This is a genomic window from Methylobacillus sp. DLP286 (assembly GCF_056636515.1).
In genome coordinates, this window is sequence record NZ_CM153145.1 from 2314382 (window position 1) to 2341107 (window position 26726).

The window sequence follows — 26726 nt, forward strand, 5'->3', positions numbered from 1 at the left end:
CGATATTGAGCCTCCAGCATAGAGCTCAACAATAATGCATGGCATCGGGTCGAGGCTGATCTTCATGTAGGACAATGCCAGACAAACCCGGATATTGGAGATTGATGCGAGGGATGTCCGGCTGATATGATGAGAATAATTCTCAATTTTCATCATCATGACCATTTCCGACCCCTCCCAGGCAGGCTTGCACCAGCTCTATACCCACCATCACGGCTGGCTGTTCCAGTTTCTCCGCCGCAAGCTGGGGGATGCCGAGCAGGCGGCAGACCTGGCGCAGGCTTATCTCGACGCCCTCGAAGCACGGCCGGAACCGTTGGCGGTTTCTCCCGAACAGCGCCTGCTGGTGCTGGAAACCCTGATCGCAGTCGACCGGATGCTGGATGGCCTGGGGCCGCGCACCCGCGCCATCTTCCTCATGGCGCAGCTGGAAGGCGCGAGCTATGTCGCCATTGCCGAACGCCAGCAAGTCTCCGTCACCACCATCAAGAAGCACATGGTGCGCGCCATGACGCACTGCCTGGCGTTGCTGTAGTATCGCTGAATTCGTAAATCAGCCGGTAACCGATGCAATCTGGCACACCGGATAAGGCGGCAGAAGGCACTTGGCTGCTCAAGCCGCTCTTGGAGCTTTTTTTCAATGGTTTCCGAATGGTGGCGTTCAGCTTATCCCATTCCTTTTTTGCACTCAATTTGAAGGCGAGTTTATAGCTCATCAATCGAGACTTCGATACCCTGTTCTTTCCGGCGTTCCAACACCAATTTGGCATCTGCCTGCTCTTCGAGCATTTCCACCATGCGCTGATACAGCGCTGCCGGTACGAGATAAGCCTCAGGCCAGTTGTGATTGAGTACGGCTACTGCATGGCCTTCTGCCTGCCGCAGGGCTTTTCTTTAGTTCGGTTACGCTTACCGAGCGACTGGACATTAAGACATGCATGTTTTTGGATTGTGTTCTTCTTCAAGCCTAGCCAATGCGTTTTTCTGAACCTATCGCATATCCTGTGTACTAACAGGCTATTCCCAACCTCATCCATTGGTCGCTGATCCTTGCCGTGCAAGGCTGTTGGCGCTTTTGCATTGGTGGGGAGGAATATGTCGAAGTGGCCGGCCAAGTCCCGGCCGCACGTGTTTTACAAGCAGGAAGGAAAGTAATGAGAGAAGATTGGAGCAATTTGGTGGCTTGGCTACAAGGTCATCAGGAAATATTCAGTGTGGTATGCGTTGCATTGCTGTTGACTGGCGCATGGGTTGCCAACTGGATTGTCAAGCATATCCTGGTGCGGGGATTGCATAAGATATTGCGCTCTGCCTCCGTGGGGCAGGCGATTGCCAGAAGTCGCGTGGTGGCGCGACTGTCGAATATTGTGCCGGCATTGATCATTTCGGTGGGCATTGCCTGGATTCCTGGTTTGCCCGAGGCGCTGGTGACGGTGGTACGTAACGTCGCGCATGGTTTTATCGTGCTGACTATCGGTCTGGCGATTGCCGGGGCGCTGGATGTGGTCAACGATGTCTGGCAACAGCGCCCTGATGCACACCGCAAGCCGATCAAGGGCTATGTGCAGGTAGTGAAGCTGGTCATTTATATTCTGGCAGCAATTCTGGTGGTAGCGACCTTGATGGATCGTTCTCCCGTGATTCTGTTGTCTGGTATTGGTGCCATGGCGGCGGTGCTGATGTTGATTTTTCAGGATACTTTGCTGTCGCTGGTGGCGAGTGTGCAGATCAGTTCCAACGACATCATCCGTGTCGGCGACTGGGTGGAGATGCCGCAACTCAATGCCGATGGTGATGTGATCGACATTGCTCTGCACACCGTCAAGGTGCAGAACTGGGACAAGACGATCACGACGATCCCGACCAAGCGTTTCATCACGGATTCGTTCAAGAACTGGCGCGGCATGTTCGAGTCTGGTGGACGCCGCATCAAGCGCAGTATTTTCATCGACCAGAACAGCATTCATTTCCTGACGAACGAAGAGCTGGCGCATTTGCAGCAATTCAGCTTGCTGGACGATTACCTGAAGAAGAAGCAGGATGAGCTGGATGAGTGGAACAAGGCATTGGGTGAGAAGGGAAAGCAACCGATCAATACCCGCCGCGTGACCAACATCGGGACTTTCCGTGCATATGTGGAGCAATATCTCAAGCATAATCCCAGGGTGCACCAAGGCATGACGATGGTGGTACGCCAGCAGAACCTTTCTGCGGAGGGCATTCCTCTGGAAATCTGGTGCTTTACCAATACGACCGCCTGGGTGCAGTACGAAGCGATCCAGTCGGATATTTTCGACCATTTATTGGCAATCCTGCCCGAGTTCGGCTTGCGTGTATTCCAGAACCCGAGCGGGGCGGATTTCCAGGCGCTGCGCCAGACGAGCGTGCAGTAAATCGTGTCATCGATGATGTAAGTAATGAGCGCCTGATGTTTCAGGCGCTTTTTTCTTCCAGCCTTCCGCGGTAGACGGCGGCAATCAAATCGGTCTGGGTCACGATGCCGGCCAGCCGGCGTTCGTGATCCAGGACTGGTACATGGTGAATGCCAGACTCTGATAGCAGCGGTACAAGCTGCACGATGTGCGTTTCCATATCGGCCGTCAGCACCTTGCTGGTCATGATCTGGCCAACCACTTCGGGCTGGTCGGTTTCCACCAGGAAAGTGCGGCGCACGAATTTCCTGAGCTTCTCCTCGAAGCCGGGATAGGCGTCGAGGTTGGCATGCTTGAGGAAGTCGAAGCGCGTGACGATGCCGATCACGCGGCGGGCGCGATCCACCACGGGCAGGGCCTTGATGTGGTGGTCGAGCAATAGCGGCCAGGCTTCTTCCAGCAAGGTGCCGTATTCCACGCTGATCACATCGCGCGACATGATGTCGCCGCAGGTGATTTCCCCGAAGCGGCGTTTATACGCCTGCATCTCGGTCTGCAGGAACAGGTTTTCCAAGTCGTCCCTGGCGATATCCAGCACCTGGTTGTATTCCTTGAGCACGGTATCGAGGTCGGCGCTCGAGAACCCCACCCTGTGCGCCGGGCTCAAGTCCTGGGTTTTATGGAGGTTGGGCTCGGGCCTGGCATGGTGCGGATAGCGCCGCTTCGTGGCATTGTTGTAGGCCAGCGCCACCAACAGCAGCAAGCCTGAATTGGTGGCGACGAGCAGCAGGAAATAAGTGCTGTGCTCCAACGCCAGCGGGCCCGATAACACGGCGGTCAATGCCACGGCGCCGCCCGGCGGGTGCAGGCATCTCAATGCGAACATCAGGCCGATGGCAAGCGCCACGGCGACGGCGGCCGCGACGGGAATGCTGGCAATCCAGTGCAGGCTGGCGATGCCCACCAATGCGGAAGCCAGGTTGCCACCCATGATGGACCATGGCTGGGCCAGCGGGCTGGCTGGCACTGCATACAGCAACACCGCTGACGCGCCCAACGGCGCAATCAGGAACGGCAGGCTTTCTGCCCCTAGCAGCCAGGCGCTCAGGAAACCGCTCACCAGGATGCCGAGCAGGGCGCCCAGGCAGGCACGCAATTTTTCTTGGTGGTTTACCGGGCTTTGTTGCAGTTTCAAGCCCTTGAGCCAGTTTAATACGGCGGACACAAGCAGGTTCTTAAGGTAAAACCACGCAATCTATCATTAATGGAATGGTTTAGGGATGCTCGAGATGATGGTTTTTTTTGATAAGATATATTGTCTGCTTATTAATTAATTACATTCGATTGATATTAATTATTATTTCCACATGACGTTAAGTGAACTCAAGTTTATTGTTGCCGTGGCGAAAGAACGCAATTTCAGGCGCGCCGCGGAGAAATGCTTTGTGAGCCAGCCGGCCCTGAGCCTGGCTGTGAAGAAGCTGGAGGAGGAGCTGGGCGTCACCATTTTCGAGCGCAGCCACAAGGACGTGGCCACGACGCCGATCGGCGAGCAGATCATTGCCCAGGCCAACCGCACGCTGGAAGAATCCAACCGCATCAAGGAAATTGCGCGCCTGGGCAATAACCAGCTGGCCGGGCCGTTCAAGCTGGGCGTGATCTATTCCACCGGCCCTTACCTGCTGCCCGAGATCATTCCCGCTTTGCGCCATCTCGCGCCGGAAATGCCGCTGGAAGTGGAGGAAAACCTGACCGCCAACCTGGAGGCCCAATTGCGCAATCGCGTGATTGACGCCGCCATCATTGCCTTGCCGTTCGATGTGCCCGGCATACGCTGCGAGCCTTTGTACGACGAGAGTTTCGTTGTGGCAGTGCCGGACATCCATCCCTGGGCTGGCCGCAAGGAAATCCACGCGGAGGAACTGGCGGACGAGAAGGTGTTGTTGCTTAACAGCGGCCATTGTTTCAGCAACCAGGTGGTGCTGGCGTGCCCGGAGCTGTCGCGCCATGGCGAGGTGCTGCAGGGCAACTCCCTGGAGACCATACGCAATATGGTCGCTTCCAACCTGGGGATTACCGTGTTACCGTGCAGCGCGGCGGTGGAGCGCTACCAGAACCCGCTGATCAGGACGATCCCGTTTGCAGACCCGGTCCCGACCCGCCGCATGGCACTAGCCTGGCGCAAGGGCTACACCAGGGAGAAAGCCATTGATTGCCTGTTGCAGGCGGTCAGGGCCCTCAAATCGCCTTGTTTGCAATCCATAGCGGAATAATCCGTTTTTAATTCAGCGCAAGCCTGGGTGCGATAACGCGGACAGTGCAAGAGAAACAATGCGTGGGGGTGGAATTGGAAACGGAAAAAGCAAAGGGGCCTGGCGGCCCCTCTTGTACGGAGATGAGCAACAGCTTAACGGTTGCAAACGTACATGGTTACTTCAAAACCAAAACGCATTTCGGTGACTTCTGGCTTGGTCCACATGATGTATCTCCTTTAAGTTTGGGGTAGAGGCCGCACGGTCATCAACCTTACCGCGCAATCCATGGTTCCCATCATATAGCGCGCGCCTTTTAATGCCATGCGCAGCATCATGATCTGCGCCTCATGATTTTCATTAGTATGGAGACGCTGAAAGCGACCTTGAAAGGGCAAACCGGGTTAGTAAGTGACGAACACCCGGTAGCCGGATACCGCTTCGCCGCTGGTGGAGAATGCCAGGTTGACCTGGATTTCCCCATTGGCGGCCAAGCCCGCCTGGATATCCATGCCTGATGGCAGGTATTCCTCCGGCTTGAAAATACGGCGCAGCTTGGGCTGGTCGTCATCATCGGTCAGCGTCAGCTCCAGCATGGGATAAGCCTGCGTATAACTTGCGTTGTTGATCAGCTTGGTGGAAAGCTGGATGACCTCGGGATGCTCGAAATCCTCCTGCAGGTCGGAATCGTCCAGCGCCAGCAATTCCGCGTTGCGCGGCAACGGCACCGTGCAGCCCAGCCATAGGCAGGCGGATTCCAGGGCCGGCCGGCTGGCGGGCCAGTATCCCGACAGCGGGGTGCGGAAGAAATAGATCGATTGAGCGAGCAGCGCCAACAGGAGCAACAGGCTGAGCGGCACTGTCAGCCAGAGGGGAAAGCGCCGTTGACGCACGGGTTTGTCCGGGGCGAGGAAGCTGGCGGCAACGGGTTGCTCATCCGCTTCGGGAATTTCTGCTGCCTGCTCGTCTGCATACTGTTCGCTGAATACACCTGCACTGAGGGGTTCCGTTTCAGTATCTATCGATTCCCCGCGGTCGCTCTCAACAGTATCCGCCGATTCCGGCTCAGGGGCGGTGATTAATTCCTCGGTAGGGAGAATGTCTTCCGGCCCTGGCGACTCCGCTGTTCCGCTGTCCGCTTCGCCGGAGGTGAAGTTCGTTTCGTGAGGCAGGGCATGGCTTGCCTCTTCCGCCTCAGCGGTAATCTGATCGGGGACAGATTCCTCGCTTGCAGGAGCGGGCGGCAATGGTGCCAGGGTTTGCGGCTCCAGGACTTCATAGAGCCGCGAGCCGGCATTGAAGAGATGCCGGCATTGACCGCAGCGCAAGTCGCCGCCATGGGCCGCCAGTTGTTCCGGCTTGACGTGGAATCGGGTATCGCACGCTGGGCAGGAGGTCACTAGCCGCATATCAGGTGGTCACCTTCTGCTTCCTGTGAGCAACACCCAGCTATCCATGAAAACAGGCGGGTTCATGTCGAACCACTCCTGGTAGATGGCGCCGACTTGGTCGGCTTGTTCACGCAGGATGCCGGATAGCGCAATTTTGCCACCAGGTTTTGCTGTGCGTGCAAGGGCAGGCGCAAGCACCGAGAGCGCGCTGGAAAGGATGTTCGCCACGACGATGTCGAATTGCCCGCCGGGCAGGTCGCTGGCCAGGTAGAAGCTGGCATCGGTCTCATTCTGCCCTGCGTTGTACACGCTGGACTGGATGGCCTGGGCGTCGATATCCACGCCAACCACATTGCCGGCTCCCAGCTTGCGCGCCGCGATGGCGAGAATTCCGGAACCGCAGCCGTAATCCAGCACGCTGGCCTGCGGCGTCACCGTATCGGCAAGCCAGCTCAGGCACAAATGGGTGGTCGGGTGGCTGCCGGTGCCGAACGCCAAGCCGGGGTCCAGCACGATGTTGAGGCCGTCCGGGTTGGGCGCATCATGCCATGAAGGCACGATCCACAAGTCATCGCGGATACGGATGGGCTCGAACTGCGATTGTGTCGCGCGCACCCAGTCCTGCTCGGCGATGGTCTCCGTGCTATAGCGGAAATCCGCGATGCCTGTCGCCGCACTGAGTTCCTTTAACAAGGCATCCAGGTCTGCGTCCTCATCCAGCAATGCGCTGACGACATTTTGCTGCCAGATGCCGGGAGGCGGGTCGCCAGGCTCGCCGAAGATGGGTTGCTCGTCCGGTGTTTCGGCATTGGCGTCCTCAATACTCGCAGAGAGGGCGCCAAGCTCCATCAGGGTGTCGCTCAGGAGTTCGGCGTTGTCGTCCTGGGCCTCGATTTTGAGTGAGATCCAAGCCATTACTTGCTTGCAATACCCAGTTTGTGTTCCAGGTAGTGGATGCTGGTGCCGCCCTGATGGAATGCCGCATCAGCGAGCAGTTCCTTGTGCAGGGCCACATTGGTCTTGATGCCTTCGATCACCATTTCCGACAAGGCGATCTGCATGCGCGCAATCGCTTGCTCGCGCGTATCGCCGTAGGCGATCAGCTTGCCGATCATGGAGTCGTAGTTCGGCGGCACCATGTAGCCTTGATAGGCATGGGTATCGACGCGGATGCCGGGACCGCCAGGCATATGGAAGGTCGTGATACGGCCCGGAGACGGCACGAAATTGAACGGGTCTTCCGCATTGATGCGGCACTCGATCGAATGGCCTGCCAGTTTGACGTCCTTCTGCTTGATGCCGAGCTTTTCGTCGGCTGCAATCAAGATCTGCTGCTTGACGATGTCGATGCCGGTGACCATTTCCGTCACGGGATGCTCCACCTGCACGCGCGTGTTCATTTCGATGAAATAGAACTCGCCGTTTTCGTAGAGAAACTCGAACGTGCCGGCGCCGCGATAATTGATGCGCTTGCAGGCCTCGGCACAGGCAGTGCCGATCTTTTCACGCAATTGCGGCGTAATGCCGAAGGCCGGTGCTTCTTCCAGCACCTTCTGGTGGCGCCGCTGCATGGAGCAATCGCGCTCGCCGAGGTAAATGGCATTGCCGTGCTGGTCGGCCAGTACCTGGATCTCGATATGTCGCGGCTGCTCGAGGAACTTCTCCATGTAGACCATAGGGTTGCCGAATGCGGCCTGCGCTTCCGCCTTGGTCATGCTGACCGCGTTGAGCAGCGCTGCCTCGGTGTGTACGACCCGCATGCCGCGGCCGCCGCCGCCGCCGGCAGCCTTGATGATGACCGGATAGCCGATATCCCTGGCGATGCGTAAGATTTCATCGCTGTCGTCGGTCAACGCGCCGTCGGAACCGGGGACGCAAGGCACGCCAGCAGCCTTCATGGTGTCCTTGGCGCTGACCTTGTCGCCCATGAGGCGGATGGTTTCCGCGCGCGGGCCGATGAAGGTGAAGCCGCTTTGCTCGACGCGCTCTGCGAAGTCGGCATTCTCGGACAGGAAGCCATAGCCGGGATGGATGGCTTCCGCATCGGTGACTTCGGCCGCGCTGATGACGGCGGGGATGTTCAGGTAGCTTTGGCCGGAAGGGGCCGGGCCGATACATACGGATTCATCGGCAAGCTTGACGTACTTGGCTTCGCGGTCGGCCTCGGAATGGACGGCGACTGTCTTGATGCCCAGCTCGCGGCATGCCCGCTGGATGCGCAAGGCAATCTCGCCGCGGTTGGCAATAAGGACTTTATCGAACATGGGTTGATTCCTAGCCAATGATGAACAGCGGTTCGCCGTATTCCACGGGCTGGCCGTTCTCGACCAGGATCGCCTTGATCACGCCGGTCTTGTCGGCCTCGATCTCGTTCAGGAGCTTCATTGCCTCGATGATGCAGAGCGTATCGCCTGCGCTGACATTGCTGCCGACATCGACAAACGACTTGGCGTCAGGGGAAGGCGCGCGGTAGAAAGTGCCCACCATGGGAGACTTGACGACATGGCCCTCGATGGCCGGCGCAGCGCTGGCCTCCGCGACGGGCGCTGCTGGTGCTGCCTGCGGTGCGGCAGGGGCTGCGATATAAGGCTGGGCAAATTGGACCGGCGCCTGGCTGCTGGGCAGGTGGCGCGAAATGCGTACCTTTTCCTCGCCTTCGGTGAGTTCCAGCTCGGAGATGCCGGACTCTTCGACCAGGTCGATCAGTTTCTTCAGTTTGCGTAAATCCATGGTTAACCTCTAGATGTATATGGGGTGCCGATCAGGCACGAGTAATGTGGTTGATGGCGTAGTCCAGCGCCAGTGAATATCCATGCGCGCCCAGGCCGCTGATCACGCCGACCGCCAGGTCGGAGAAATACGAGTGGTGCCGGAAGGATTCGCGAGCGTAGATATTGGAAAGATGGACTTCAATAAACGGGATTTTCACCGCGGACAATGCATCGCGCAAAGCCACGGAAGTGTGGGTGAAAGCTGCGGGGTTGATGATGATGAAATCCGCCGGCGCATGCGCCAGTGCATGGATTTTTTCTATCAATGCCGCTTCATGGTTGCTCTGGAAGGTGTCAATGGCAATGCCCGCATTGTTTGCATGCTGCTCGAGCTGGCGATTGATGCTTTCCAATGTGTCCGAGCCGTAATGGTTGGGTTCACGCAATCCCAGCAGGTTCAGATTGGGTCCGTGCAATACCAGTACGGTTTTGGAGGATGGTTGGGCCATGAATGGGGGCGGTTTGACCGCCAATGCAACTTTGATGGCTGCAAGTTTGCCGTAATTTGGGGTATTTTGTCTAGAGAATTGACGAAATTTAGCGAAATTGCTCGATATTGCTCAGTTAGGGAGAAAGGCTCAAGAATTGAACGCTGGCTGCAATGTCTCCAGCAAAAGCGCCTTGGTCACCCGACCGAAATAACTTTTGAGGATTTTACCATCGGAACCGATGATCACGGTATGTGGAACCACACTATTCAGGTTGCCGAGGGATGCGCTGAGCTTCATGCCTTCTTCCTCGGCTGACAATAAAGGATAGGGCATGGGCTTGCCTTGGGCGAAAGCCTGCATTTTCTCTACATTATCCAGGGAGATGCCGAGCACGACCAGTTTGCCAGCGTATTCCCGTGCCAGTTCCGCGAGCTCTGGCATTTCCTCGCGGCAGGGCGCGCACCAGGTCGCCCAGAAATTCACCACCAGCAATTGCCCTTGCCATTGCGACAGTGCCTGTTCGGTATCCTGAAGGTCGGATGCCTGGGCCGCAAAGAATGGCGCGGTGGCGGCAAACGTCTCGACAGGATGCGCGGTGCGGGGCTTGCCGGCGTATTGCTGGATCAGCAGGATGGCGGCTGCCAGCGCCAACGCCAGCACGAAAAAGCCGCGCTTGCTCAAGCCTTTGTTATTGGATGGTGTCATGGACTGATTTTACCGCATTCAACGTGTCGAGGAATGTATTGCTGTTTTGATAGCCGATAACCCTATGATGCGGTATTTCCTGTCCTGCGCTATCAAAGAAGATGATGCCGGGCGGGCCGAACAGGCCGAAATGCTTGAGCAATGCCTGGTCTTCGACATCGTTGGCAGTGACATCGGCCTGCAGCAGGACGAATTCCTGCAAGTTGGCGCGTACTGCGGCATCGCTGAAGGTGAACTGATCCATCTCCTTGCAGGCTGCGCACCAGTCGGCATAAAAATCCAGCATCACCGGCTTTCCAGGGTTTTGTCGTAGCACCTGTTCCAGGTCGGCGATGCGCTTGATGCGCTGGAACGGCAGGCCGGAACTGGAGCCTGCTTGGCCCAGGGTCAGGCCTTCCAGCGGCCGCAATGGCGACTTGGCGCCCGAGGCGGCGCCGACCACCAAGGCGGTGCCCGCCAGCAGCATGAGCACGGCAACGCCTTTCCAGAAGCGGTGCCAGGCGGTGGCGCTATCGGGCAAGCGGTCCAGCGCCCGCATGAATACGGCTGGCACGATGAGCAGGCTTGCCCAGAGCAATAGTTGCAGGCTGGTTGGCAGCAACGGCGACACAATCCAGACGGCGACAGCCAGCATGAATACGCCAAATGCCTGGCGGATGGCCACCATCCACGGCCCAGCCTTGGGCAAGAAGGTCCCGGCTGAAGCGCCTACCAGCAGCAGCGGAATGCCCATGCCCATGGATAAGGCGAACAGGGCGGTGGCGCCGAGCGCCACGTCCTGGGTTTGCCCGATGTAAATCAAGGCGCCCGCCAGCGGCGCGGCGACGCAGGGGCTGACGATCAGCGCGGAAAGGACGCCCATCGCGAACACGCCGAGCAGATGCCCGCCCGGCAGGCGGTTGCTGGCATTCACCAGCCGGTTTTCGAGGGAATCGGGCAGTTTCAGTTCATAGAAGCCAAACATCGATAGCGCCAGCAAGACGAAGACCAGCCCACTTGCGCCCAGCACCCAGGCGTTCTGCAAGGCAGCGCTCAGCAACTGGCCGGACAGCCCGGCGGCCACGCCTGCTGCGGTGTAGCTCAATGCCATCCCCAATGTATATGCCAGCGAGAGCCAGAAGGCGTGCAAACGATGCTTGCGCTGGCTGCCGACGATGATGCCGGAAAGGATGGGGATCATGGGCAGCACGCAGGGCGTGAGCGAGAGCAGCAGGCCGAAGCCGAAGAACCCTGCGACGATCAGCCAGAGCTTGCCGCTTGCGAGCAGGCTGGCAGCCCGGTCGTGCTCGGCTTGCGCGGGGACGATGGAACCTGGGCTATCCCTCGTGGTCGCATGCAGGGAGCCTAGCGCTATGGTTTGATGCGTAGGCGGGTAGCACAGCCCTTTCTCGCTGCAGCCTTGATAGGTGGCTTTGAGCCTGAGGTTTCCGCCAGGAGCGGTAGCCGGCGCCAGGCGCATGTCCGCGGTAAAGTCGTGGTGGAACACCTCGGTACGGCCGAAAGTGGGGTCCTGTTTCCAGTCGCCTTGCGGCAGGTCGAGGTCGCTGACGGCATGCCCGGCAGGCTCCAGTTCGAACTTGATCCTGTCCTTGTAGAGGTAGTGTCCGGGAGCGATCTTGAATGCCGCCTGCAGGCGGTCTGCGTCAATTAATTCGACCTGGAGCTTGAAAGCTTGCTCGGGCGGCAGAATATTATCGGTATCGTTGCCGAGGAACGCGCTGCGACCCTGGTTCAGCCACTCGCCCAATTGGCTGCTGGGCGCGGCCTGTACGGCGCCGGCAAGCAACGCGGCGCAAAGCAGCAGAACCGATGCCAGTGTGGACGCTAGGCGTTGCTGTAATGCAGAGTTCAATCCCGGGTTTCCTGGTGTAGCCATGTAAGATAGGCGGGCAGCCCGCCCATGACTGGGACATGGATGATCTCGGGAAGTTCGTAAGGGTGCAGCTCACGGATGGCTCGCTCGAGCTCGGGATAGCGCAGACTGGTGGTCTTGATCAGCAAAGGGATTTCCGTTGCGGTTTCCAGCTTGCCCTGCCATTGGTAGAACGACTGGCATGGGGCCAGCAGGTTGACGCAGGCAGCCAGTTTTCTAGCGACGAGTTCGCGCGCGATATTTTCGGCACTGCCCTGGTCCGGCATATGGGTCAGGACCAGGACGGCGCTGCTGTTTTCTAATGATGGAGATTGAAGTTTCATGCGTTTTCTTTTCCTCTTGCTGATTTTACTCGCTTTCCCTATCGCTGAGGTATGGGTGCTGGTGGAGTTGGCTGCAAGATATGGCTGGCTGGTGCTGGCTTATTTGATCGTGGTGGGCATCCTCGGTTGGCGCCTGATCCAGGATGAAAAACTCACGATGATGGGCCGCATGACGCAAACCCTGCAGGCCGGCGGCACCCCGTTGCGCGCCATATTCGGCAGCGCCAAGAACGTGCTTGCGGGGATGTTGCTCATCGTGCCGGGCGTGATCAGCGACGCGATTGCCGTCGTCCTGCTTCTGCTGCCCGGCGGTGCCAAATTACAGCAAGCCGCCAACGACGATGACGTCGTTTCACGTGAAACCAGTTATCAGGAGCCTCGCCAGGAAGCTGGCAGGCAACGGCAATCCAATGGCGACGTGATCGAAGGGGAGTACCGGCGGGAGGAATAGCCTATGCTAGACTTGCAAACTTTTTCCGGCCTATTGTGAGGCCGGTGCATAAGGTCGGGATTTCTCCATGTCTTTCCAAGTCATTATCAAGCCCAGTGACCGCATATTCAATGTAGAAGATGGCGATACGGTGCTGGATGCCGCGATCGACGCGGGCGTCAACCTGCCTTACGGCTGCCGCAACGGCACTTGCGGCGCCTGCAAGGGACAAGTGCTGGCAGGCGATGTCAATTACGGCGAGTATTTCGACAGCGCGTTGAGCGAAGACGAGAAGAAAACCGGCAAGGCGCTGTTCTGCTGCGCCCAACCCTTGTCCGACCTGGTGATCGAATGCCGCGAGGTGGCCGGGGAAGGCATTCCGCCTCGCATCATGCCCGTTCGCGTGGAGAAGCTCGAGAAGTTTTCCCACGATGTCATGGGCATGACGCTCAAATTGCCGAGCAATGAGCGCATGCAATTCATGGCGGGCCAGTATATCGAATTCCTGCTCAAGGACGGCAGGCGCCGCGCGTTCTCGCTTGCCAATGCGCCCCATAGCGACCGTTTCCTCGAACTGCATATGCGTTTGGTGCCCGGCGGGCAGTTCACCCAGTATGTATTCAATGAAATGCAGGAAAAAACCATCCTGCGCATCGAAGGGCCATTCGGGACTTTCTTCCTGCGCGAGGATAGTACGCGTCCGGTCATCCTGGTGGCGGGCGGTACAGGGTTCGCGCCGGTAAAGGGTATTGTCGAGCACGCCTTGCAGCTGGGCATGAAGCGCCCGATGACGCTCTACTGGGGTGCAAGGACCCGGGAGGACCTTTACCTCGACGGTTTGCCGCTGCGCTGGCAGGCAGAAAACCCATTGTTCCGCTATATTCCCGTGCTATCCGACCCGGCACCGGGGGATGAATGGCAAGGCCGTACGGGGCTGGTGCACCAGGCGGTGCTGGAGGACCACCCCGACATGCAAGCCTACCAAGTATATTGCTGCGGAGCCCCGCAAATGGTGGAGGCGGCTCACCGGGATTTCCAGGGCCATGGCTTGCCTGAGCAGGAATTTTTCTCTGACGCCTTCACCTTTGCCAACCCTGCGGCAAAGGCTGCTATCTAGACCAATAGTAAGAAACGGCTGCTTCAGGAAAGTTGGATTTTCCCTTAGCAGCTTTTGTCGGTTTTATTTTTCTTCGCGGCAGAATTGTACGCTCAGACGGTAGTGGTAGTTGGCCGCATCGCTTTCGCCGCGGCTTTCCAGCAAGCGCGCCAAGGCGAGGTGCGCTTCGGCGGAGGGCTGCACGCTGATACTGGCCTCGAGGTAGCTTTGCGCCTTGCCCCACAGGCTCAGGCGTATGCACATCTTGCCCAGTGAAAGCAGCAGCCTTGCATCCTGCTCGTGGCTGAGCAGCCAGTGCTCCGCCTGTTGCAGCTGCTTATGCGGATTGGTGCTGGCACAGTCGCCGAGCTTGCCGGCAAGCTCGCTGTCCCAGCTTTTGGTCAGGCTCATTTCGATGATTTCCTGCGCCTGGTTGCCTGCGTTCAGCGCGATCAAGGCTTCGGCCGCCATTGTGGCGATACGCGTATTGAGTTTGTCGTCCTCCGGCACTTTTTTCCAGTAGGCCATGAGGGCATTCAAGTCCTTGCCGTGACGTTCGATCAGGTGCTGATGCGCCTGGTGGCGGATCTCCCTGGCCTGCCAGCTTTCCATGCCATCGTGCTTTTCCAGCTGGTGCAGCAGGGTCAACACTTGTTCCCAATTGTTGAGGCGCAGCTGCACCTTCAATTCAAGCCGCATGGCGGGAACAAATTTAGCCTCTATCTTTTCGATTTTATGCAGTACGTCCAGCGCCTGGCTATAGAGGCGGTCATCGAGCAGAAGCTCGGCTTGCAATAGTAGTCTGGCCACCGCGGCATCGGGAGCCAGGCGTTCGGCTTCGGCCAGGTAGTAGTCGCGCTGGCCTTTCTGCTTGAGCTTGTGCGAGGCGCGGGCAGCCAGCAGCGCTGTCAGGCTAGGGTCTTCACCGTAATCGAGCGCCTTGGAGGCCGCTTTCTGGGCAAGCTGGTAGCGGCCCTGGCTCATGGCGTGCAAGGCCTCGAGCAAGGCGGCATGGCCAAGCCGGACGCGGCGGTTTTCCTTGTAGGCGCGGACGTTGGCTGGCAGGTCGCGTGCGTAATGGATGAAGCGCAGCAGCAGGTGCAGCGAGGCGAACGCCATCACGACCAGGATGAGCAGCAGGTTGAGCGACAACTCCAGCCGGTAGGGCGGGCGCACGATGAGCACATAGCCTGCGTTATTGCCCGCCAGCAGCGACACGCCGATGGCGAGGGCGAGTATCAGCAGAATCCAGATCAGTACGCGCACTTATTGACCCCGTTCCAGGTTGACACGGTCGGTGGCACGCTCGGAATTGTTGGCGCGCTCCAGCGTCAGTTTGTACTTGCTGGCCAGGCCCAGCGTTTCGGAGATATCCGGCAACTGGATCACGATGCTGCTGGCCGACAGCTGCTTCAGCGTATCCAATGCTGCAATGGTGCTTTGCTCGCGCAGGTCGAAATAATTCTGGATCCAGTGCTCTGCCTGATGCAGGTCGGCGCGGTAAGCGCTTTCGTCATGCTGCAGCAGGGCTGTCCTCGCGGTCAGCAGGTGCAGCTTGAGGTTTTCGCGAAGGAAGAAGGTCTGGTCGGGTGCCAGCAACGGCGGCTCCGGACGGTCAACGCGCTCTAGGCGGATCATGTGCTTGAGGTCGTCCCAGATCTCGCGCAATAGCCTGCGGAACTGGTTTTCTTCAGCCATGGTGGCCTCAGGGGTAGCGGTTTTCGGGTGGCGCTCGCTCACCAGCGGGAGATTGCCTATGCTCTCCATGAGGTTTTCCAGCTTGAGGCTGATGCCTATGGTGTCGATCTGCGGCAATTCCTGCAGGCGCTGAATATCCTTGGCGATGGCCTTGCGCAACTGGACGGCAGGCACGCTATCCATCTGCTGCAGGCGCGAATCCGCAGTCTGAAGTGCCAGCAACGCAGGCTTGATGTTGCCTGCAAGCTGCAATTGCTGGTTGGCGATCACCAATAATTGCTCGACTTCGGCAATCACGCGTTCGTCGTGATTATTGACCAGTTCCAGGTAGAGCGTTTGCAGGGCTTCCTGCTGGTCGCGCGATTCTGCGAGCTGCTGTTCCAGGCGGATCAGGCGGCTGTTGGCCTCGGAGCTGCGTTCGTCGGCGTTCTTGGCCAATGCCAGGCTCTGCTGGTTGGTGGCATTGAACTGCTCTAGGCGCTGGGTCAGCGTCTGTTCAAGCGAATTGAAGCGATGGCGCGTGTTCAGCCACTGCCAGGAAATGAAGGCAATGGCGCCGACAGCCAGTATCAGGGCGAGCCAGGCTGTGAACGAAGGCTTGCCGGCCGTGTTGGCCGATGCTGGAGATGTCTGGGTTTCAGGTGGTTGTTGTTCAGTCATGGTTTGCTTTACTTAAACATTGCAGCATGGCGTCGTCTCCCGGCGCCGTAGCGATCCTGACATGCAGGCCCAGGCTGGATGGCTGTTCGGCGATGCGGGCATGGTTGACGCAGATCGTGATGTCGCGCAGCCATGCCGCGTCGCCATTGTCGGTCATGGCGAGCAAGTGGCGCATCGCCTCGCTGCTGGTGACCACAATAGTATCCAATTGCCCATTGTGCCATAGCGCCTGCAATTTTCCTGCATCTGTTTGCGGATTGATGCGGCGGTAGCATTCGGCGAACCTGACCTGGGCGCCTCGGTCGCGCAAGGTGTCAGCCATCAGCTCGCGGCCACCGACGCCGCGCACGATCATGATGCGCCGGCCTTTGACCGCCTGCATCTCGGGCAAGCCCAGCAAGGATTCGCTATCAAACCGATGCTCGGGTTGCAATACGCTGGTGATGCCGTACTGCATGAGCTCTGCCGCGGTGACCGGGCCGATCGCGGCAAACCGCGGCTTGGCGGGCCATTGAGGGAACCTTGCCTGCAGCCTTGGCATGGCATGCTGCACGGCGTTGGAGCTGATGAAGATCAGCCAGTCCTGCATGGCCGCGTCATCCAGGGTTTGCTCGAAACCGCTATAATCCCGCAGCGGGGCAATGGCGATGAGCGGAAAGCCGATGACATGCCCGCCAGCGGCTTCGATCATGCCGGTCAGGCGGGTTGCCTGGTCGAGCGGCCGCGTGATCGCAATATGGCGGCCTGCTAAATTAACCATGTGCCAGACTGACCAATGAGCAATCAGCCATGTGGGAGCTCACTCATGCGCAAGCACGGCAAGAATGCGGTCAGCACCCCGGGCCACCAATTTGGCAGCCAGCGCCTGGCCCAAGGCTTCGGGCTGGTTGGCGGGGCCCTGGGCCGATTCGCGCAATAGGTCCTTGCCGTCGATGCTGGCAACAAAACCGGTCATCTGGAGCGTATCGCCATGTTGCTGTGCAAAAGCGCCCAGCGGCACTTGGCAGCTGCCCGCCAGGGCGCGGCTCATGCCGCGTTCCGCTTCCACGCAGGCGGCAGTTGCGGCATGGTTGAGCGGCGCCAGCACCTCCAGCAGGTCAAGGCGTTCGGCGTTGATCTCGATGCCCAGCGCGCCCTGCCCGACGGCGGGGATGCTGTTGTCGGGATCGATGGATTCGCGGATGCGGGATTCCAGCCCCAGGCGCTTGAGGCCGGCAGCGGCGAGAATGATGGCGGCGTACTGGCCTTCGTCCAGCTTGCGCAAGCGGGTCTGCAGGTTGCCGCGCAGCGATTCCACCTTGAGATCGGGAAAGCGCGCCTGCAATTGGCTCTGGCGGCGCAGGCTGGAGGTGCCGACTATGCTGCCTGCGGGCAATGATTCCAGGTTTGGATAATCGTTGGAGACGAACGCATCGCGCGGGTCTTCGCGCTCGCCGATCGCGGCCAGGGCGAAGCCGGGCGGCAAATGCATGGGCACGTCCTTCATGGAATGCACGGCGAGGTCGGCGCGGCCGTCTGCCAGCGCTTGTTCCAGCTCTTTCACGAACAGGCCCTTGCCGCCGATGCGGGCCAGGGGCGAATCCAGGATCTGGTCGCCGGTGGTGGTCATGCCGAGGATGCTGACCTCGGTTTCTGGATACAAGGCTTGTAGTCGGCCTTGGATATGTCGCGCCTGCCACATGGCCAATGCGCTTTCGCGCGAGGCGATCACCAGTTTCTTGGGAGCGTTCATCGAATTAGGCCGACGGGCGTTGTGCCGAGCGGCCAGTTGTTATTGAAAGCACTATTTTAGCATACGGCGTGCCGTGCTCAGGACCACCAGGACCTAGTGCGAGGCCAGCTTGCGCAGCAGGTGGTATTGCCGCCGGCTCACGGCAATCGTCTCCGGTATGTCCTTAAGGATAGCGTGCCAGCCGCTTTCGCCATCGGTGTCGCGTTTCTCATAGCCCCTGATGCTGGATTGCGCCACCAGGCAATTGCGGTGCAGGCGCAGAAAAAGGTGCCCGAGCTCTTGTTCCAGGCTGTTGAGCGACTCTTCGATCAGGTATTCCTGGAATTGCGTGCGCAAAGTGACGTATTTGAGCTCGGCACGCAGGTAGATGACCTCATGCACCGGGATGAGCAGGATGCGGCCGTGGTCGCTGACGCTGAAATGGGTGCGCGCGCGCTGCAGGGGCCTGAGCGCCTCGACCTGGGCCGGCAACAATACGCGCGCCTTGTGCAACGCAGCCTCAAGGCGCTCCTGGCGGATAGGCTTGAGCAGGTAGTCTACGGCATTCATTTCGAATGCCTGGATCGCATAGCCGTCGAACGCGGTGGTGAAAATGATGGCCGGGGGGCGGGGCAGTTTTTGCGCATGTCCCGCCGCCTCTATGCCATCCATGTTGGGCATGCGGATGTCGAGCAGCAATACGTGGGGCTGGAGCTGTTGCGCCAGCTCCAGCGCCTCATTGCCTTGCCTGGCCTCGCCCACCAGCGTCACGCCGGGAATATCGGCCAGCAGCTCGCGCAAGCGGTTGCGGGCCGGCGGCTCGTCGTCGGCGATCACGACATCGAGCAGGGCATGACTCACGATGCGGTCCTCTTGCGGTAGGGAATGACGATGTGAACGGCATATTCGTTGCCGTCCTGGCTGATGTTGAGGCCGGCCTCGGCATCGAAATGCAATTGCAGGCGTTCCCGGATATTGCCGATCGCCATGCGGTTGCCCTGGTGATGGCCGGAGCCGGGCTGGTATGGGTTGCGCAGGCGGATGTGCAGTTCATCGCGCGTGCTGCTGAGCTGGATGCTGACGCTGCCGCCCTCGTCTAGGGGTTCAATACCGTGGTAAACCGCGTTTTCCAGCAGCGGTTGCAGGATAAGCGGGGGAATCAGGGCATCAGGCGGCATCTCGTCGACCTGCCAATCGATGCTGAGGCGGTTTTCCAGGCGTAGTTTCTCCAGCGCCAGGTATTGCCTGCACAAGGCCAACTCCTGAGCCAGCGGCACCAGCTCGCGGTTGTCTGCCATCAATACGCGGAACAGGTCGGCCATGTCCATCAATGCGGTTTCCGCCCGCTTGCTGTCGCTGCGCACGATGGACAGCACGGCGTTGATGCTGTTGAAGAGGAAATGCGGGCGTATCCTGGCTTGCAAAGCCTGCAAGCGCGCCTCCGTCACCGCTGGGCTCAAGGCGCGTTGGCGCAATTGCAGGTAGGCCAAGGTAATGGACGCGATGCCTGCAGCAAGCATAATGCTGCGCATGGGGCCGCCCGGCAGGTCGAAATCGAGCGCATGGACGGCCACCATGTGCGCCAGCAGGCTGAAGGCCGCCGGCAGCAACAATGCAATGGCGTAGCTGCCGACGGCGCCGAGCCGGGCCAGCCATGGCTGCAACGCGTACAAGGCCAGCAGGCTTGCCAGGAGCACGGGCTGAATGAAGGCGCACCAGCGCGTGAAGCCTGGCAGCCAGTCTGCCAGTGTGGATGTGGCCGCCAATGAGGCGAACAGGCCCATCAGGTTGGCGACGACGAGGATGCGTAGGCAGATGCCGAGATTGCGGAAGTCGGGCGACTTCGCGGAATGAATGGCGTTTTGCTTTATAATAGCCATGGTTTAGCGCACTATTTCCACACTTATCGGTATCGTGAGTTCATCACGCAACATCATGACAGAAAAGTCCAATCACTTGAATCAAACCCCTTCCAAAACCTGGTCCGGCCGCTTCAACGAGCCTGTGGCCGAGCTGGTCAAACAATATACCGCTTCCGTGGGCTTCGACTACCGGCTGGCCGAATACGACATCCAGGGATCGCTGGCGCATGCCCGCATGCTTGGCGCCCAAGGCATCATCAGCCAGGATGACGTGGCCAAGATAGAACAGGGCCTGGGCGAGATTCTGGAAGAGATCCGCAATGGCGAGTTCACTTGGTTGCTGGACCTTGAAGATGTACACCTCAATATCGAGAAGCACCTGACGGACAAGATCGGCGATGCAGGTAAGCGCTTGCATACCGGGCGCTCCCGCAACGACCAGGTGGCGACCGATATCCGCCTCTGGCTGCGTGCGATGGTGGACGATGCACTGGGCCGCGTGCGCAAATTGCAGGCTTCGCTGGTGGACCTCGCGGAACAGCATGCCGATACCGTGATGCCCGGCTTCACGCATTTGCAGGTGGCGCAGCCCGTGACCTTCGGCCATCACCTGCTGGCCTATTTCGAGATGCTGCAGCGCGATGCGGAACGCCTGGCAGATGCCCGCAAGCGCATCAACCGCCTGCCGCTGGGTGCGGCGGCGCTCGCAGGCACCAGCTATCCCATAGACCGTGAGCGTGTCGCGCATGAGCTCGGTTTCGAGGCGGTGTGCGAGAACTCGCTGGACGCGGTATCCGACCGCGATTTCGCGATTGAATTCACCGCGGCGGCGGCATTGATCATGACGCATTTGTCCCGCCTCTCGGAAGAGCTGATACTCTGGTCCAGCCCGCGCTTCGGCTTCGTCGACATTGCCGACCGCTTCTGCACCGGCTCATCCATCATGCCGCAGAAGAAGAACCCGGACGTGCCGGAGCTGGTGCGCGGCAAGACCGGGCGGGTCAACGGGCACCTGGTCGCGTTGCTGACCCTGATGAAGAGCCAGCCGCTGGCCTACAACAAGGACAACCAAGAGGACAAGGAGCCTCTGTTCGACACGGTAGATACATTGCTGGTGACGCTGGAAATCTATGCGGACATGCTGCGCGGTATCAAGGTCAACAAGGACGCGATGCGCCTGGCGGCGGCAGAGGGGTTTGCCACGGCGACCGACCTGGCCGACTACCTGGTGAAGAAGGGCATGCCATTCCGCGATGCGCACGAGGTGGTGGCGCTGGCGGTGCGCCATGCCGTGGAACAGGGCTGCGACCTGGCCGACCTTTCCTTGCCGCAGCTGCAGAAATTCAGCCCTCAGATTGCCGAGGATGTATACGGGGTGTTGACGCTCGAAGGCTCGTTGGCAAGCCGCAACCATCGCGGCGGCACGGCGCCCGCCCAGGTGCGCGAGGCACTGAGGCGTGCCCGGAGCTTGCTCGGCTAAGAGCTGCTAACAAAACTCTCCTGCCGTCGTTGCTCTGCCTTGCCGTACTAGTTGTACTGTCAGCGGCAGAGCGCCTAGCCAGGATCGCTGCGCTGAGTTTTGTTAGCCTCTCTAAATGCCTGGCGATTGGCAAAAAGCCCCGCAATGCGGGGCTTTTTCATGTCTTGTTTGTTGCCTACTGCCCAGCCGGCTGGTCCAGCGTGCTTGCGCCAACCACCCGGTTGCGTCCGCTGTTCTTCGCCCGGTACAAGGCCTGGTCGGTACGCCCGATAATGGCGTCGGCCGGCTCGCTTTCCCGGCGTTCGGCCACGCCGGCGCTGAAGGTAATGAGGATGTGGCTGTCGTTGTGCAGGAAGATATTGCGTGTCAGCTCGCGCTGCGCGCGCGTGATGACGCTGATCGCGTCCTGTTCCACGGTGCCCGGCAGCAGGATGATGAATTCCTCGCCGCCATAACGCGCGATCACGTCCGTCGTGCGTAGCGATTCCTTGATGACGGAGGCGAGGTGGGCCAACGCCTGGTCGCCGGTGGCATGGCCCAGGTTGTCATTGATCTGCTTGAAATGGTCGATATCCATCATGGCGATGCTGAGCGGCATGCCAAACCGGTCTGCCCGGTTGAACTCCCTGACCAATGCCTCATCCATCCCGCGGCGGTTCAGGGTGCCGGTCAGGTAATCTTCATGCGCGATTTCATTGATGTGGTCGAGCTGCAAGGTCAGTTCGTAGATTTGCTTTTCCGCCTCCCGCACCTTGTTTTCCGCTTCTATGATCTCGTTGCGCGAATGCTGCGTGATGTTGCTGACGATCTGGGTATCCTCGAGCAAGCGGCTTAACACTTGGTTAAGGTCCTCTATCTCGTCGCTATGGCTGATTTCCTCGCGGTAATGTTTCAGCTTGGTTTGGTAGTCATCGGTCGCCAGGGTGATTTCCGCCAACTGCGCCACGAATATCTCCGCCATTTTCTTCAGGGTCTTCTTGGCCTCGATCAGCCCGGGCCGCAGTTGGCCCTGCATGAAAATGAGGTCCTTGAGCGTGTCTTCCGCCTTGGACAAGGAGTCCATGTTCAATGGCTGGGTCAGGATCTCGCGCACTGCCGCCGTCGGGCCCTGCAGCCACTGCTCTTCCAGCACTAAGGCCTCCATGCTCACGACCAGCAGGCGCAACAGTTGCAGCAGGCGCAATTGCAGCTGGCTCTGGGTGTCCAGGTGCATTTCCAGGCTGAACAGGATATTTTTCAGTGCGGTTTCCAGCGCCAGTATTTCTTCGTGGCTCTGCGCCTGCCGTGCTTCTTCCAGAAGGGCGGTTGCACGTGCCTGGGCGTCGGGTACTTCCTGTAGCTGCGGTATCACCACCAAGTCCAGCGTCTTGACCAGCATATTGCGCCAGAGCGTGACGACGTCGGCCAGCTCATGGTGAGCGCCACTCGGGTTTGAAGGAGCGGGGTGTTTGTTGCCAGGCGTGGACAGGTTGGCCAGCAGCTCGCGCAGCGTAATTTCCAGCCCCGCCCAGTTCTGCGCTTCAAGCTGTTTGAGAATATGGTTGATGCCGGGGCTGTGGCGAGGCTGTTGCGCGCCGACTTCCTTCAGCACGTTGCTCAACAGTTGGCCAATGGTCAACGAGTTGTCCGTTGCGGCTTGGCCGGCAATGGCGTTATAGACTTTGCGGTAGTTGTCCGGTGTTGGCGCTATCCGGCTTTTGGCAAGCTGGATAAGGGTTTGTCGTGCGGTTTCGACGGACTTTTTATGTTGATCCATAGCTGACCCAAATTGTGTCGGTTTCCCTGAGATTCCGGGTGAGCTTGGCAACTTTCATCGCAACTTCATCCCCATGCTGATTGCTCTGCGCTTCCAGAATCGCTGTATTGTAATACAGAGAATGTCTTACAAAGTAAAACTTAGCGTGCGGGAGTCAATCCAGGAACAGCTGCAGCAACTCATTCAGGAAGCGCTGCCCGAGCAATGTCGGGGCAATGCGCTCCGGGCTTGCGTCCAATAAGCCTTTTTGGACAGCCTGTTGCAGGGTATGGGCAATGCTTTCCAGCGGCAATCCGGTGTGCAGTTCAAACAGTGCGGGTTCAAAGCCATTGGTGAGCCGTAAGGCGTTCATCATGAACTCGAAGGGCAGCTCATCCTTGGCAATCTGCCATTGGTGTTCCATGGCATTGCCTCGGCCCGTATGTTCCAGATAGCGCTTGGGATGCTTGTGGCGGCTTTCGCGCGTGATGCGGTCGTGAAAGCTCAGTTTGCTGTGCGCGCCGGCCCCGATGCCCAGGTAGTCGCCGAACAGCCAGTAGTTGCGGTTGTGGCGGCATTGCTTGCCATGCTGCGCAAACGCCGAGGTTTCGTAGTGACCGTAGCCATGCCGGCCCAGCAGGTCTTCGATCGCTTCCTGCATGGCGGCGCTGGTATCGTCGTCCGGCAATGCAGGCGGGGTGCGGTGAAACGGCGTATTGGGCTCCAGTGTCAGGTGGTAGAACGACAGGTGCGCGGGCCCGAGGTCGCAGGCGCGTTGCGCGTCGGCCAGGGCATGTTCCAGGCTTTGCCCGGGCAGGGCGTACATGATGTCCAGGTTGACGGAGTCAAAGGTCTGCAGCGCCAGCTCGGCGGCCGCCACAGCCTGGTTTTCATCATGGATGCGCCCGAGTTTTTGCAGGTAGGCGCTGTCGAAGCTCTGGATGCCGAGCGAGAGCCGGTTGACGCCAGCAGCGCGGTATCCGCGGAAATGAGCGGCGTCCACGGTGCCGGGATTGGCCTCCAGCGTAATCTCGCAATCCACGTTCAATGGCACGAGGGCGCGCACATTGCTCAGGATGCGGTCGATCGCCTCGGGCGAGAACAGGCTGGGCGTGCCGCCGCCGAAGAAAATGCTGTGCACGCGCCGTCCCCAGACGCGCGGCACCGATTGCTCCAGATCGGCGATCAATGCATCGACATAGGCAGCTTCGGGAATCTCGCTGCGCGACTCGTGCGAATTGAAGTCGCAATAAGGGCACTTGCGGACACACCAGGGAATATGGATGTAAAGCGAGAGCGGCGGGGGCTGGGTAGGAGCGGATGCGGGCGTTTCCCCTGGCTCTGCTAGCCCGGGAGTATCGCTAATCGCCTTGATTTCGATGGGTGTGCTGATAGGGGTTCACCAGTTCGTCAATCAAGCGGTGCAATGCTTCGCGCATCTGTGCCTCAGACACTTCCATCAACAGGCCGTCCTCCAGCGCATCCTGGGCAATCTGCTTGAGTTCGTCGAAGTTCTCGGTCATGACCTTGACCTTTTCCGTGCAGGAGACAACGCTGCCGTCGTCACGCAACCATTTGGGCCAGTTTCCGCTCATAATGCCAGCCTTTCCAGCTGTTGCACGAGTTTGGTCAAGGCATGGCCGCGATGGCTGATGCGGTTCTTGATTTCGGCTGGCAGTTCCGCCGCGGTTTGTCCGGTCTTGGCATCGAGAAATAACGGGTCGTAGCCAAAACCGCCGCTACCGCGCTGTTCAGCCAGGATTTCTCCTTGCCAGATGCCTTCCGCAATCAGTGGTTGCGGGTCGTCGGCGTGGCGCACCAGTACCATGATGCAATAGTAATAAGCATGCCTGTCGTGCTGGCCATCCAGGCTTTGCAGCAGCTTCTGGTTGTTGCGCTCATCGGATTTGGGCTCGCCGGCATAGCGTGCGGAATAGACGCCCGGCGCGCCTTGCAGCGCGTTGACGCAGATGCCCGAGTCGTCGGCCAGCGCAGGCAGGCCGGTATGGCGGCTGGCATGGCGTGCCTTGGCCAACGCATTCTCGATGAAGGTCACGAATGGTTCTTCCGCTTCCGGCACATTGAACGCGGATTGTGGCAACACCTCGATAGAAAGCGGCGCGAGCAAGGCCTGGATTTCCCTCAGCTTGCCCTGGTTGCCGCTGGCGATCACCAGTTTCTGGAAAGGCATGCCCATGCTTACAGCCCCAGCGCCTCTTTCTGCTTGAGCAAGAGGGTGCGGATACCGCTTTCGGCCAGTTCCAGCATGCGGTTCATGGCCTCGCGCTGGAACGGCTCGCCTTCCGCGGTGCCCTGGATTTCGACAAAGCCGCCGCTGCCGGTCATGACCACGTTCATGTCGGTATCGCAGGCGGAATCCTCGATGTAATCCAGGTCCAGCACCGGAGTACCCTGATAGACGCCAACAGAAATGGCGGCCACCGCGTCGCGCAACGGCGATGCCTGGATGAGGCCTTTGTTCAATAGGAAACCGACAGCGTCATGTAGCGCCACGTAGGCGCCGGTGATGCTGGCAGTGCGCGTGCCGCCGTCGGCCTGGATCACGTCGCAATCGATATGGATGGTGCGCTCTCCCAGCTTCTCGAGGTCGATGACGGCGCGCAGGCTGCGGCCGATCAGGCGCTGGATTTCCTGCGTGCGGCCCGATTGTTTGCCTCGCGCTGCCTCGCGGTCCATGCGGCTGCCGGTGGAGCGGGGTAGCATGCCGTATTCCGCGGTGGTCCAGCCCTGGTTCTTGCCGCGCAGGAAGGGTGGGACCTTGTCTTCGACGCTGGCGGTACACAGCACGTGGGTGTCGCCGAACTTGACCAGCACAGACCCTTCCGCATGCTTGGTGTAACGGCGGATGATCTCGACTTCGCGTAGCTGGTCTGGGGCGCGGTTGCTGGGACGCATGATGTTTCCTGAATTTGCAAAGTGCATATTATATGCGATGACCATGACAAGCGTGATGATTACCGCGGCCCGGCGTAGTTTTGTCCCGTGGAATCAATGCCTGCTGCGCTTGATGGCGGCGTTGATCTCGGCGATGGCGCGCTCGATGTCTTCTTCATCCAGGTCGGCGGCCGTTGCCGCGGTACTATTTTCCGCAGGTTCCGCCGGCCCGAGGATGGTATGGGACTGGACCAATGACATCTCCAGCGTGGAGATCGTCAGCGGCTGTTCGGCCTGGCTTTCCCATTGCACGCCGATGGCGCTCAGGTTGTCCATGTTCTTGCCTCCCAGCCGCTCGGCAGCGTCCAGCAGGCTGGGTACGCTGTGGGCGATGCCGAGGCCGCTGTTGAGGATGTCCTGCATGCGTTCGTCGCTGAGCTGGGCCCATAAGCCGTCGCTGCACAGCAGGATCTGGTCCCCCGCCTTCAGGGAATAAGGCGGGCTGATTTCTATGCTCGGGGTCAACTCGCTGCCCAGGCAGTTGTATATCTTGTTGCGGTCGGGGTGTTGCAGCATGGATTTCGCATCCAGCTTGCCCTGTTTCAGCATCAGCTGGACGATGGAGTGGTCCTCGGTACGGAACAGCCGCTTGCCGTTGCGGAAATGATAGAGGCGCGAGTCGCCCACATGGGCGCAGTAGAGCGTGTTGTGCTGCAGGATGCCCACTACCAGCGTGGTCTTGGGCGTTTCCGGCAATCCGCGGTTTTCTGCCAGCTGGTGGATGGCCTCATGCAGTTTCATGATTTCGGCCTGCAGGAATCCCACTACATCGGGCAGGTCCGGCTGGGCCGCCTGCTGGAATGCGCCGGTGAGCATCTTGACCGCAAGCTGCGCCGCAACTTCACCATGATGGTGCCCGCCCATGCCGTCGGCAAGCACCAGCAACACGGCGTTTTTGCTGTAGGAATAGGCAACCCGGTCCTGGTTGACCGGGCGTCCTCCGCTACGGCTGCTCTGGTGTATGGTGAATTTCATCCTGGT

At 59.4% G+C, this 26726-nt stretch carries 28 protein-coding genes; 6 read left to right on the top strand and 22 right to left on the bottom strand.

Annotation, left to right across the window (positions count from 1 at the left end; all coding sequences use genetic code 11):
• Positions 1-157: 157 nt before the first annotated feature.
• Together ACWXTG_RS10950 and ACWXTG_RS10955 are read left to right on the top strand one after the other, a co-directional pair.
• Positions 158-535, top strand: coding sequence for a sigma factor-like helix-turn-helix DNA-binding protein (locus tag ACWXTG_RS10950; protein ID WP_480219905.1), 378 nt, complete (start codon positions 158-160; stop codon positions 533-535).
• A 643-nt stretch (positions 536-1178) separates the two neighbouring features.
• On the top strand, positions 1179-2393 hold the full coding sequence (locus tag ACWXTG_RS10955) for a mechanosensitive ion channel family protein (RefSeq protein ID WP_309566009.1): 1215 nt from the start codon (positions 1179-1181) through the stop codon (positions 2391-2393).
• A gap of 40 nt (positions 2394-2433) precedes the next feature.
• Here the strand turns inward: ACWXTG_RS10955 and ACWXTG_RS10960 are convergent, their stop codons facing one another.
• Complete coding sequence (locus ACWXTG_RS10960; protein WP_480219906.1) at positions 2434-3597, bottom strand: HPP family protein; 1164 nt, start codon at positions 3595-3597, stop codon at positions 2434-2436.
• 142 nt (positions 3598-3739) lie between these two features.
• On the opposite strand from ACWXTG_RS10960, the gene ACWXTG_RS10965 reads away from it, so the two are divergent.
• Positions 3740-4645, top strand: a complete 906-nt coding sequence (locus ACWXTG_RS10965; RefSeq protein ID WP_309566011.1) for a hydrogen peroxide-inducible genes activator — start codon at positions 3740-3742, stop codon at positions 4643-4645.
• 134 nt (positions 4646-4779) lie between these two features.
• Here ACWXTG_RS10965 and pqqA read toward each other — a convergent pair whose 3' ends face one another.
• From pqqA to cutA, 9 genes are all read right to left on the bottom strand, one after another.
• Positions 4780-4851 carry a pyrroloquinoline quinone precursor peptide PqqA gene (pqqA, locus tag ACWXTG_RS10970; RefSeq protein WP_081774944.1) on the bottom strand — a complete coding sequence of 24 codons (72 nt, stop codon included), beginning with the start codon at positions 4849-4851 and terminating at the stop codon, positions 4780-4782.
• Positions 4852-5028: 177 nt separating this feature from the next.
• Positions 5029-6033, bottom strand: a complete 1005-nt coding sequence (locus ACWXTG_RS10975) for a zinc-ribbon and DUF3426 domain-containing protein (protein ID WP_480219907.1) — start codon at positions 6031-6033, stop codon at positions 5029-5031.
• Between the two features lie 9 nt (positions 6034-6042).
• Positions 6043-6930 carry a 50S ribosomal protein L11 methyltransferase gene (prmA, locus tag ACWXTG_RS10980; RefSeq protein ID WP_480219908.1) on the bottom strand — a complete coding sequence of 296 codons (888 nt, stop codon included), beginning with the start codon at positions 6928-6930 and terminating at the stop codon, positions 6043-6045.
• Entirely contained in the window at positions 6930-8279 is a 1350-nt protein-coding gene (accC, locus tag ACWXTG_RS10985; RefSeq protein WP_480219909.1) for an acetyl-CoA carboxylase biotin carboxylase subunit, read from the bottom strand. The genes prmA and accC overlap by 1 nt, the downstream gene beginning before the upstream one ends.
• A 10-nt stretch (positions 8280-8289) precedes the next feature.
• Positions 8290-8745: an acetyl-CoA carboxylase biotin carboxyl carrier protein gene (accB, locus tag ACWXTG_RS10990; RefSeq protein ID WP_480219910.1), complete on the bottom strand. Its 456-nt coding sequence runs from the start codon at positions 8743-8745 to the stop codon at positions 8290-8292.
• A gap of 31 nt (positions 8746-8776) precedes the next feature.
• Complete coding sequence (aroQ, locus tag ACWXTG_RS10995) at positions 8777-9235, bottom strand: type II 3-dehydroquinate dehydratase (protein ID WP_309566016.1); 459 nt, start codon at positions 9233-9235, stop codon at positions 8777-8779.
• A 129-nt stretch (positions 9236-9364) separates the two neighbouring features.
• Positions 9365-9922 carry a TlpA family protein disulfide reductase gene (locus ACWXTG_RS11000; RefSeq protein ID WP_480219911.1) on the bottom strand — a complete coding sequence of 186 codons (558 nt, stop codon included), beginning with the start codon at positions 9920-9922 and terminating at the stop codon, positions 9365-9367.
• The gene (gene dsbD / locus ACWXTG_RS11005; protein ID WP_480219912.1) at positions 9906-11774 is read right to left on the bottom strand and encodes a protein-disulfide reductase DsbD; all 1869 of its coding nucleotides are present in this window, start codon (positions 11772-11774) and stop codon (positions 9906-9908) included. The genes ACWXTG_RS11000 and dsbD overlap by 17 nt, the downstream gene beginning before the upstream one ends.
• Complete coding sequence (cutA, locus tag ACWXTG_RS11010) at positions 11771-12118, bottom strand: divalent-cation tolerance protein CutA (RefSeq protein WP_480219913.1); 348 nt, start codon at positions 12116-12118, stop codon at positions 11771-11773. Before cutA ends, dsbD begins: the two co-directional genes overlap by 4 nt.
• On the opposite strand from cutA, the gene ACWXTG_RS11015 reads away from it, so the two are divergent.
• Complete coding sequence (locus tag ACWXTG_RS11015; RefSeq protein WP_480219914.1) at positions 12117-12569, top strand: FxsA family protein; 453 nt, start codon at positions 12117-12119, stop codon at positions 12567-12569. The two genes, cutA and ACWXTG_RS11015, sit on opposite strands and share 2 nt — an antisense overlap.
• Before the next feature lie 67 nt (positions 12570-12636).
• Positions 12637-13665, top strand: a complete 1029-nt coding sequence (locus ACWXTG_RS11020) for a CDP-6-deoxy-delta-3,4-glucoseen reductase (protein WP_480219915.1) — start codon at positions 12637-12639, stop codon at positions 13663-13665.
• 63 nt (positions 13666-13728) lie between these two features.
• On the opposite strand, the gene ACWXTG_RS11025 is transcribed toward ACWXTG_RS11020, so the two are convergent.
• The 6 genes from ACWXTG_RS11025 to ACWXTG_RS11050 form a co-directional block, all read right to left on the bottom strand.
• The gene (locus tag ACWXTG_RS11025; RefSeq protein ID WP_407993516.1) at positions 13729-14910 is read right to left on the bottom strand and encodes a heme biosynthesis HemY N-terminal domain-containing protein; all 1182 of its coding nucleotides are present in this window, start codon (positions 14908-14910) and stop codon (positions 13729-13731) included.
• Complete coding sequence (locus ACWXTG_RS11030; protein WP_480219916.1) at positions 14911-16002, bottom strand: uroporphyrinogen-III C-methyltransferase; 1092 nt, start codon at positions 16000-16002, stop codon at positions 14911-14913.
• Positions 15995-16762: a uroporphyrinogen-III synthase gene (locus ACWXTG_RS11035; protein ID WP_480219917.1), complete on the bottom strand. Its 768-nt coding sequence runs from the start codon at positions 16760-16762 to the stop codon at positions 15995-15997. The genes ACWXTG_RS11030 and ACWXTG_RS11035 overlap by 8 nt, the downstream gene beginning before the upstream one ends.
• A gap of 39 nt (positions 16763-16801) precedes the next feature.
• Positions 16802-17734, bottom strand: coding sequence for a hydroxymethylbilane synthase (gene hemC / locus ACWXTG_RS11040; RefSeq protein ID WP_480219918.1), 933 nt, complete (start codon positions 17732-17734; stop codon positions 16802-16804).
• A gap of 93 nt (positions 17735-17827) precedes the next feature.
• Positions 17828-18574, bottom strand: coding sequence for a LytR/AlgR family response regulator transcription factor (locus ACWXTG_RS11045; RefSeq protein WP_480219919.1), 747 nt, complete (start codon positions 18572-18574; stop codon positions 17828-17830).
• A complete protein-coding gene (locus tag ACWXTG_RS11050) occupies positions 18571-19593 on the bottom strand; it encodes a sensor histidine kinase (protein ID WP_480219920.1) in 1023 nt (340 codons plus the stop codon). The genes ACWXTG_RS11045 and ACWXTG_RS11050 overlap by 4 nt, the downstream gene beginning before the upstream one ends.
• Before the next feature lie 55 nt (positions 19594-19648).
• Here ACWXTG_RS11050 and argH point away from each other — a divergent pair, with 55 nt between their 5' ends.
• Positions 19649-21055, top strand: a complete 1407-nt coding sequence (gene argH / locus ACWXTG_RS11055) for an argininosuccinate lyase (protein WP_480219921.1) — start codon at positions 19649-19651, stop codon at positions 21053-21055.
• 175 nt (positions 21056-21230) lie between these two features.
• Here the strand turns inward: argH and ACWXTG_RS11060 are convergent, their stop codons facing one another.
• The 6 genes from ACWXTG_RS11060 to ACWXTG_RS11085 all read right to left on the bottom strand — a co-directional run bounded on the left by ACWXTG_RS11060 (position 21231) and on the right by ACWXTG_RS11085 (position 26720).
• Positions 21231-22811 (bottom strand): GGDEF domain-containing protein, encoded by a 1581-nt coding sequence (locus ACWXTG_RS11060; RefSeq protein WP_480219922.1) that lies wholly within the window; start codon positions 22809-22811, stop codon positions 21231-21233.
• Positions 22812-22965: 154 nt separating this feature from the next.
• Positions 22966-24156, bottom strand: coding sequence for a radical SAM family heme chaperone HemW (gene hemW, locus ACWXTG_RS11065; protein WP_480221232.1), 1191 nt, complete (start codon positions 24154-24156; stop codon positions 22966-22968).
• Entirely contained in the window at positions 24152-24385 is a 234-nt protein-coding gene (locus ACWXTG_RS11070) for a hypothetical protein (RefSeq protein ID WP_400882005.1), read from the bottom strand. The genes hemW and ACWXTG_RS11070 overlap by 5 nt, the downstream gene beginning before the upstream one ends.
• On the bottom strand, positions 24382-24987 hold the full coding sequence (gene rdgB, locus ACWXTG_RS11075; RefSeq protein ID WP_480219923.1) for an RdgB/HAM1 family non-canonical purine NTP pyrophosphatase: 606 nt from the start codon (positions 24985-24987) through the stop codon (positions 24382-24384). Before rdgB ends, ACWXTG_RS11070 begins: the two co-directional genes overlap by 4 nt.
• 2 nt (positions 24988-24989) lie before the next feature.
• Positions 24990-25706 carry a ribonuclease PH gene (gene rph, locus ACWXTG_RS11080; RefSeq protein WP_407996374.1) on the bottom strand — a complete coding sequence of 239 codons (717 nt, stop codon included), beginning with the start codon at positions 25704-25706 and terminating at the stop codon, positions 24990-24992.
• A 93-nt stretch (positions 25707-25799) separates the two neighbouring features.
• Complete coding sequence (locus ACWXTG_RS11085) at positions 25800-26720, bottom strand: PP2C family protein-serine/threonine phosphatase (RefSeq protein ID WP_480219924.1); 921 nt, start codon at positions 26718-26720, stop codon at positions 25800-25802.
• Positions 26721-26726: the final 6 nt, after the last annotated feature.

Excerpts from the sequence above, each read along its gene's own strand:
- ACWXTG_RS10950 (WP_480219905.1), top strand. The coding sequence starts at position 158 with ATGACCATTTCCGACCCCTCCCAGGCAGGCTTGCACCAGCTCTATACC.
- ACWXTG_RS10965 (WP_309566011.1), top strand. The coding sequence starts at position 3,740 with ATGACGTTAAGTGAACTCAAGTTTATTGTTGCCGTGGCGAAAGAACGC.
- ACWXTG_RS10975 (WP_480219907.1), bottom strand. The coding sequence starts at position 6,033 with ATGCGGCTAGTGACCTCCTGCCCAGCGTGCGATACCCGATTCCACGTC.
- prmA (WP_480219908.1), bottom strand. The coding sequence starts at position 6,930 with ATGGCTTGGATCTCACTCAAAATCGAGGCCCAGGACGACAACGCCGAA.
- accC (WP_480219909.1), bottom strand. The coding sequence starts at position 8,279 with ATGTTCGATAAAGTCCTTATTGCCAACCGCGGCGAGATTGCCTTGCGC.
- accB (WP_480219910.1), bottom strand. The coding sequence starts at position 8,745 with ATGGATTTACGCAAACTGAAGAAACTGATCGACCTGGTCGAAGAGTCC.
- aroQ (WP_309566016.1), bottom strand. The coding sequence starts at position 9,235 with ATGGCCCAACCATCCTCCAAAACCGTACTGGTATTGCACGGACCCAAT.
- ACWXTG_RS11000 (WP_480219911.1), bottom strand. The coding sequence starts at position 9,922 with ATGACACCATCCAATAACAAAGGCTTGAGCAAGCGCGGCTTTTTCGTG.
- ACWXTG_RS11015 (WP_480219914.1), top strand. The coding sequence starts at position 12,117 with ATGCGTTTTCTTTTCCTCTTGCTGATTTTACTCGCTTTCCCTATCGCT.
- cutA (WP_480219913.1), bottom strand. The coding sequence starts at position 12,118 with ATGAAACTTCAATCTCCATCATTAGAAAACAGCAGCGCCGTCCTGGTC.
- ACWXTG_RS11020 (WP_480219915.1), top strand. The coding sequence starts at position 12,637 with ATGTCTTTCCAAGTCATTATCAAGCCCAGTGACCGCATATTCAATGTA.
- ACWXTG_RS11030 (WP_480219916.1), bottom strand. The coding sequence starts at position 16,002 with ATGACTGAACAACAACCACCTGAAACCCAGACATCTCCAGCATCGGCC.
- ACWXTG_RS11035 (WP_480219917.1), bottom strand. The coding sequence starts at position 16,762 with ATGGTTAATTTAGCAGGCCGCCATATTGCGATCACGCGGCCGCTCGAC.
- hemC (WP_480219918.1), bottom strand. The coding sequence starts at position 17,734 with ATGAACGCTCCCAAGAAACTGGTGATCGCCTCGCGCGAAAGCGCATTG.
- ACWXTG_RS11050 (WP_480219920.1), bottom strand. The coding sequence starts at position 19,593 with ATGGCTATTATAAAGCAAAACGCCATTCATTCCGCGAAGTCGCCCGAC.
- argH (WP_480219921.1), top strand. The coding sequence starts at position 19,649 with ATGACAGAAAAGTCCAATCACTTGAATCAAACCCCTTCCAAAACCTGG.
- ACWXTG_RS11060 (WP_480219922.1), bottom strand. The coding sequence starts at position 22,811 with ATGGATCAACATAAAAAGTCCGTCGAAACCGCACGACAAACCCTTATC.
- ACWXTG_RS11070 (WP_400882005.1), bottom strand. The coding sequence starts at position 24,385 with ATGAGCGGAAACTGGCCCAAATGGTTGCGTGACGACGGCAGCGTTGTC.
- rdgB (WP_480219923.1), bottom strand. The coding sequence starts at position 24,987 with ATGGGCATGCCTTTCCAGAAACTGGTGATCGCCAGCGGCAACCAGGGC.
- rph (WP_407996374.1), bottom strand. The coding sequence starts at position 25,706 with ATGCGTCCCAGCAACCGCGCCCCAGACCAGCTACGCGAAGTCGAGATC.
- ACWXTG_RS11085 (WP_480219924.1), bottom strand. The coding sequence starts at position 26,720 with ATGAAATTCACCATACACCAGAGCAGCCGTAGCGGAGGACGCCCGGTC.